The following is a 4,556-nucleotide window of genomic DNA, read 5'->3' as shown; positions in this document are numbered from 1 at the left end:
TAGATTTGGACCCAATCATGCTGATCTCCATATCGGCCTGCGGCCTTCAAGAAAGCCGCAATACGAGGCCTGACAGAAGACCGCACTCGATCCGACCCAGACGTCGAAATCCTCTTGCTTCAAGGACGGCAACCACAGAAGACCGTCCTCCACTGAATGTGCTGCAGGACAAGCATCGCACAGATGCAGCCTGCGGATACGGGGGCGGACGGCAACCACCCCATCTATTCAGGAAGCATCAGGGACAACCAGAGCAAACCCAAAAACGGAACGCGGTCAAATCTGTGAATTGGTCCGGACCTAACTATCCTGACGCACCATGTCTGTTATCAGAACATTTCTGGCCGCCTCGCCCAAAACACGTTTGGCCACTTCCTTAAGACCTCGTTTCAGGATCACAATATTGTCCGCATCTGTAAACGAGCCCCGGAACCCTCCGGTGTTCGCATGGTCGAACAAGAGTTGAAGGAACCCGTCTCGCAGCTTTGGCTCTTGTGCAAAGACCAGCTCCGTGGAACCGCTTGTGACCTCCAGGCTCAGAGATAGAATAACCAGTGAAACAATTCGGCCCTTTTCGACAACCGGAATAATGAACTGATTGGATATCTTTACAAATTCGGTCAGCGTCTCAGCAGAAGGCGTGTTCTGCGCTGCGGTTGAGTTGCCATCAGTGCTGCTTTCGTCTTCAACCGGTATGATTGGGGCTGGGCGTAGAAAAAGCCCCGCCCCAAGTCCGGCACCAATGCCAATCAGTATCAGCAGGATGGGGATAAGTTTGCGCATTTTGCCCTCAGAACGGAAGGAGGATGTCGGTAATCTGCTGGCCGTAGCGAGGTTGCTGAACTTCGGTGATCTGGCCCCTGCCACCATATGAAATGCGCGCGCCGGCAATTTTGTCGTAGGTCACTTCATTTGTTCGCGACACATCGGTCGGGCGCACATAGCCTGTCACGATAAGCTCACGCATTTCAAAATTGACCCTCACTTCCTGCTGACCTTCGATCCGCAACACACCATTTGGCAGTTCCTCCACGATTGTCGCCGCGACGCGCAAAGTCAGCTTTTCCTTCCGTGAAACCGAACCATCACCCGAAAAGGTTGATGAAGAGTTTGTGCTGACAGCCTCGGCCATCGTCGCGCCTTCGGGGAGCACTCTGTTGATCCGTTGTGGCAGGCCCATAAGTTGGGGCATGCCCATCGACTGATTTCCAGAGCGACTGCGACCAGACGAGTTTGATATCTCAGCGCGGTCGTCAATTTCAATGACTACCGTCAGGATATCGCCACGTTTTCCTGCCCGCCGATCCCCTAAAAGGGACGCGCCGCCGGCGGTCCAGAGGGAGGACGCATCGCTTGCGCCAGTTGGGTCGGCCTGGTTTGGGAGGGTATTGGAATACATCGCATGATGTTGATAGCTACCCTCCAATGCGGAAAATTCCGGAGCTTTCCCGACCTGGTTCAACGACGAGCAACCAGTCAGAAAAAGCAAAGTGCATAGAGCCATGCGCATGGGGTTCATCCTTCGGAGGGGCTGACGCTGACAGTTCCGTCCGGCATAACCCGACCCTGAACCGTGTTGCGGGAAGAAAGATTGAGCACCGGAATCACGTCCCCCACGCCCCCGCGGTCAAGCGCGCGACCTTCGGTGAGGATGACAAGTGTTCCGGCGACGTAAGTGAGCGGGACGATCTGATTGCGGATGATGCGTGTGGGCGGCCCGAACTGGCCCTCGCGAATGGGGCGACCGGGATAGAGGGCGACCCGCGCCTCTTGCCCTGTCACCAGCGTGGGATCGGTGACGGTACCCGGAATGTTCGCGGCGACAACTGTAAGATCGGTTGCCTCAATCACCTGACCTGCCTTGACAATTCGGGTGGTGACCAAAGCATCAGCGAGCGCGGGGCATGGGATGAGGCAAAGAATGACCCATCTCATCAGCGGACCTGCGTTGTCGCCGACAGCATCTGATCCGCCGCCGTTATCACCTTTGCGTTCAACTCATACCCGCGTTGTGCCTTGATCAATTCGGTCACTTCGCGCACCGCGTCGACCGAGCTTTCCTCAAGATATCCCTGCCTCAGAGTGCCAAGGCCGTTCTCTCCCGGTGCGCCCTGAAGGGCGGGACCGGAGGCCTCGGTTTCCAGAAAAAGGTTTGAACCCATGGCTTCGAGGCCCTTTTCATTGGTAAAACCGACCAAAGAAAGCGCACCCAGAAGTTCTGGCCGCACGCGGTCGCCGAAGTAGGCGTAGACCTCTCCATCGGCATTGATTGCGATCGATCTTGCATCCGCTGGAATGGTGATGCCCGGCGCTACCTGATGTCCCTCGGAGTTCACGATCAGGCCTTCGCCTGTCCTTTTCAACGCCCCGTCGCGGGTGTAAGCGGCAATGCCACCGGGCAGCGTAACCTCAAGATAGCCCAGCCCCTCAATGGCCACATCTAGGTCACCCCCGGTTTGCGACAGGGACCCTTGTGACAGGATGACTGAAACTGCTGCCGGTCTGACGCCCAAGCCCAACTGGACACCCGTTGGCAACACAGTGCCGTCACTGGCAGAAACAGAGCCCGGTCGCGCCAACTGCTGATAATGCAAATCCGCGAAATCTGCGCGGCGTGCATTGTAGCCGGTGGTAGACATGTTCGCGAGGTTGTTGGCGACAACGTCAACCCGCATCTGTTGCGCGGCCATGCCAGTTGCGGCGATCTGTAGGGATTTCATAGGTTTCTCCTATCGGCCCAACGTCTGAATAACGGTGCGCTGGCGTTGATCTTCAGTGTCGAGGAATTTTTGCCCCAGTTCATAAGCACGTTGCACCGTGATCATGCGGGCGATTTCCGAGACGGGCTGAACGTTGCTATCTTCGAGAAACCCCTGACGCATAGTTGCGCCTTCGGACGGTTCGATTGCATCCGCCGAAAAAAGTGTTCCGTTTTGGTGCCGCAGAGACAATGGATCGACGGGTTGCCAGACGCCGATCTGGGCGACAGGCTGGCCATCGGCTGACATCGTTCCATCGGATGCAATTGACACCGTGCGCGCGCCAACAGGGACCGGAACAGGCGCGCCACCTGCATCCAAAAGGGGATATCCATCTGGCGTTACCAGTTCCCCTTCGCCCGACGGAGAAAACGCCCCTGCGCGCGTCAGGCGCTCGCCCTCAGGGGTTGCGATCAGGAAGAACCCTTCCCCCTGAAGACCCAGATCATAGGTGCCGCCGGTCTGGGACAATCCTGCCTGACCGAGATCAATGTGACGCGCGTTGCCATGCGCCATCGACAAGGAAGACTCATTTTCCAGCCGTGCAATGTATTCGGAAAACACAACGCCTTCGCGCCGAAAGCCGATCGTGGAGGCATTGGCGATATTGTTCGCGATGACCTGCATTTCGCGCATCAGGCCAGATTGACGGGCCAATGTGGTGTAGCCGGGGGTTTCCATGTCATCTGCCTTCAATCAAGGGAAGGATCGCATCGGTGAAAAAGGTCACCAATGTCGTGGTCATGAAGCTCATCGACGCCCAGAACACGATCAACATCGCGCCGACCTTTGGAACAAAGGTGAGGGTCATTTCCTGAATCGAGGTGAGAGCCTGAAACAACCCCACTGCGACACCTGCGACCAGCGCCACGATTAGCAGCGGTGCCGAGATGGTCACCGCGATCCAAAGGCCCTGCCGCAGGATGTCAAATATGACGCCTTGACTCATGGAGTTCGTCATACAGGCATCCTCAGGATTTCCTGGTAGGCCTCAACCACGCGGTCCCGGACCGTGACAACAGTTTCCACAGCGGTCTGAGATGAGGCAAGTGCCTCAACAAGGGCGTGAGGATCTGCGCCACCCGTCATCGCAGCGCGGGCGGTTTCTTCTCCGCGGGTCAGTGTTTCGGCAAAGCTGCCAAGAAACCGCGCGGCCCCTTCTTCGACTGAGTTCGGTGGCGGCTCGGAAGCCGCCGCCGAACGGGTCTGTGTGTAGGCCTGCGCGGCCAGGGACTTCTTGATATCCATTCTGGATCTCCCTTATCTACGGATGAGATCGAAAAGGCTTTGCGTCATCTGCCGCGCCTGATCGAAGAGTCTGAGGTTCGCCTCGTAGCTGCGCTGCGCTTCGCGTGCGTCAGCAATTTCGATCACCAGATCGACATTCGATCCATCATAGTGACCGGTTGAATCTGCCAGCGGGTGGCTGGCATCGTAGATTTTCTGCAACGCTGTCTGATCGAGTCGGACTTTCCCCACAGAGACAGTTCCCGTCTCCATCTCTGTCTTGAAGGAAACAACCTTCCGGCGGTACCCAGGTGTGTCGGCATTCGCGATGTTTTCTGAAACGTGCCGAATACGCTTTGCCTGCGCCTCCATGCCAGACGCAGAAAGGGACAGTGAATTTAAAAGGTCGGTCATTTCCGCACCCTTAATTGCTAGGCTCCAGACCCATTGATTTCAGGTTGTTGGCGTGATTCAGGCTCCGCAAGGAGACCGATCCATGAGCAACCTCTACTGGCTGACTGACGAGCAGATGGCTCGGCTTAAACCCTTTTTCCCCAAGAGCCACGGGGT

General features: G+C 56.8%; 8 protein-coding genes. All 8 read right to left on the bottom strand.

Translation table 11 applies throughout. The annotated features are described in order from the left end of the window. Window positions 1-300: 300 nt before the first annotated feature. The 8 genes from Q8K08_RS09515 to flgC are packed head-to-tail and all read right to left on the bottom strand — an operon-like array spanning window position 301 to window position 4,400. Window positions 301-783, bottom strand: a complete 483-nt coding sequence (locus Q8K08_RS09515) for a flagellar basal body-associated FliL family protein (RefSeq protein ID WP_305249923.1) — start codon at window positions 781-783, stop codon at window positions 301-303. A gap of 7 nt (window positions 784-790) precedes the next feature. Beyond that, window positions 791-1,510, bottom strand: a complete 720-nt coding sequence (flgH, locus tag Q8K08_RS09510) for a flagellar basal body L-ring protein FlgH (RefSeq protein ID WP_304804927.1) — start codon at window positions 1,508-1,510, stop codon at window positions 791-793. Window positions 1,511-1,515: 5 nt separating this feature from the next. Beyond that, complete coding sequence (flgA, locus tag Q8K08_RS09505; protein WP_305249922.1) at window positions 1,516-1,935, bottom strand: flagellar basal body P-ring formation chaperone FlgA; 420 nt, start codon at window positions 1,933-1,935, stop codon at window positions 1,516-1,518. Continuing rightward, the gene (flgG, locus tag Q8K08_RS09500) at window positions 1,935-2,720 is read right to left on the bottom strand and encodes a flagellar basal-body rod protein FlgG (protein ID WP_304804922.1); all 786 of its coding nucleotides are present in this window, start codon (window positions 2,718-2,720) and stop codon (window positions 1,935-1,937) included. Before flgG ends, flgA begins: the two co-directional genes overlap by 1 nt. Before the next feature lie 9 nt (window positions 2,721-2,729). Further along, complete coding sequence (locus Q8K08_RS09495; protein ID WP_304804920.1) at window positions 2,730-3,440, bottom strand: flagellar hook-basal body complex protein; 711 nt, start codon at window positions 3,438-3,440, stop codon at window positions 2,730-2,732. 1 nt (window position 3,441) lies between these two features. Further along, window positions 3,442-3,708: a flagellar biosynthetic protein FliQ gene (locus Q8K08_RS09490; RefSeq protein ID WP_304804931.1), complete on the bottom strand. Its 267-nt coding sequence runs from the start codon at window positions 3,706-3,708 to the stop codon at window positions 3,442-3,444. 8 nt (window positions 3,709-3,716) lie between these two features. Continuing rightward, a complete protein-coding gene (gene fliE, locus Q8K08_RS09485; protein ID WP_304804918.1) occupies window positions 3,717-4,007 on the bottom strand; it encodes a flagellar hook-basal body complex protein FliE in 291 nt (96 codons plus the stop codon). A 12-nt stretch (window positions 4,008-4,019) separates the two neighbouring features. Beyond that, window positions 4,020-4,400 (bottom strand): flagellar basal body rod protein FlgC, encoded by a 381-nt coding sequence (gene flgC, locus Q8K08_RS09480; protein WP_304804916.1) that lies wholly within the window; start codon window positions 4,398-4,400, stop codon window positions 4,020-4,022. Between the last annotated feature and the right edge of the window lie 156 nt (window positions 4,401-4,556).

This window comes from Pseudotabrizicola sp., assembly GCF_030684215.1.
Lineage (GTDB): Bacteria > Pseudomonadota > Alphaproteobacteria > Rhodobacterales > Rhodobacteraceae > Pseudotabrizicola.
Note: the sequence above shows the minus strand (reverse complement) of the source record. Positions and strands in the feature narration are given on the sequence as shown.

Bases quoted from the DNA above. Each gene is read 5' to 3' on its own strand.
- Q8K08_RS09515 (WP_305249923.1), bottom strand. From the start codon at position 783: ATGCGCAAACTTATCCCCATCCTGCTGATACTGATTGGCATTGGTGCC.
- Q8K08_RS09495 (WP_304804920.1), bottom strand. From the start codon at position 3,440: ATGGAAACCCCCGGCTACACCACATTGGCCCGTCAATCTGGCCTGATG.
- fliE (WP_304804918.1), bottom strand. From the start codon at position 4,007: ATGGATATCAAGAAGTCCCTGGCCGCGCAGGCCTACACACAGACCCGT.
- flgH (WP_304804927.1), bottom strand. From the start codon at position 1,510: ATGCGCATGGCTCTATGCACTTTGCTTTTTCTGACTGGTTGCTCGTCG.
- Q8K08_RS09490 (WP_304804931.1), bottom strand. From the start codon at position 3,708: ATGAGTCAAGGCGTCATATTTGACATCCTGCGGCAGGGCCTTTGGATC.
- flgA (WP_305249922.1), bottom strand. From the start codon at position 1,935: ATGAGATGGGTCATTCTTTGCCTCATCCCATGCCCCGCGCTCGCTGAT.
- flgG (WP_304804922.1), bottom strand. From the start codon at position 2,720: ATGAAATCCCTACAGATCGCCGCAACTGGCATGGCCGCGCAACAGATG.
- flgC (WP_304804916.1), bottom strand. From the start codon at position 4,400: ATGACCGACCTTTTAAATTCACTGTCCCTTTCTGCGTCTGGCATGGAG.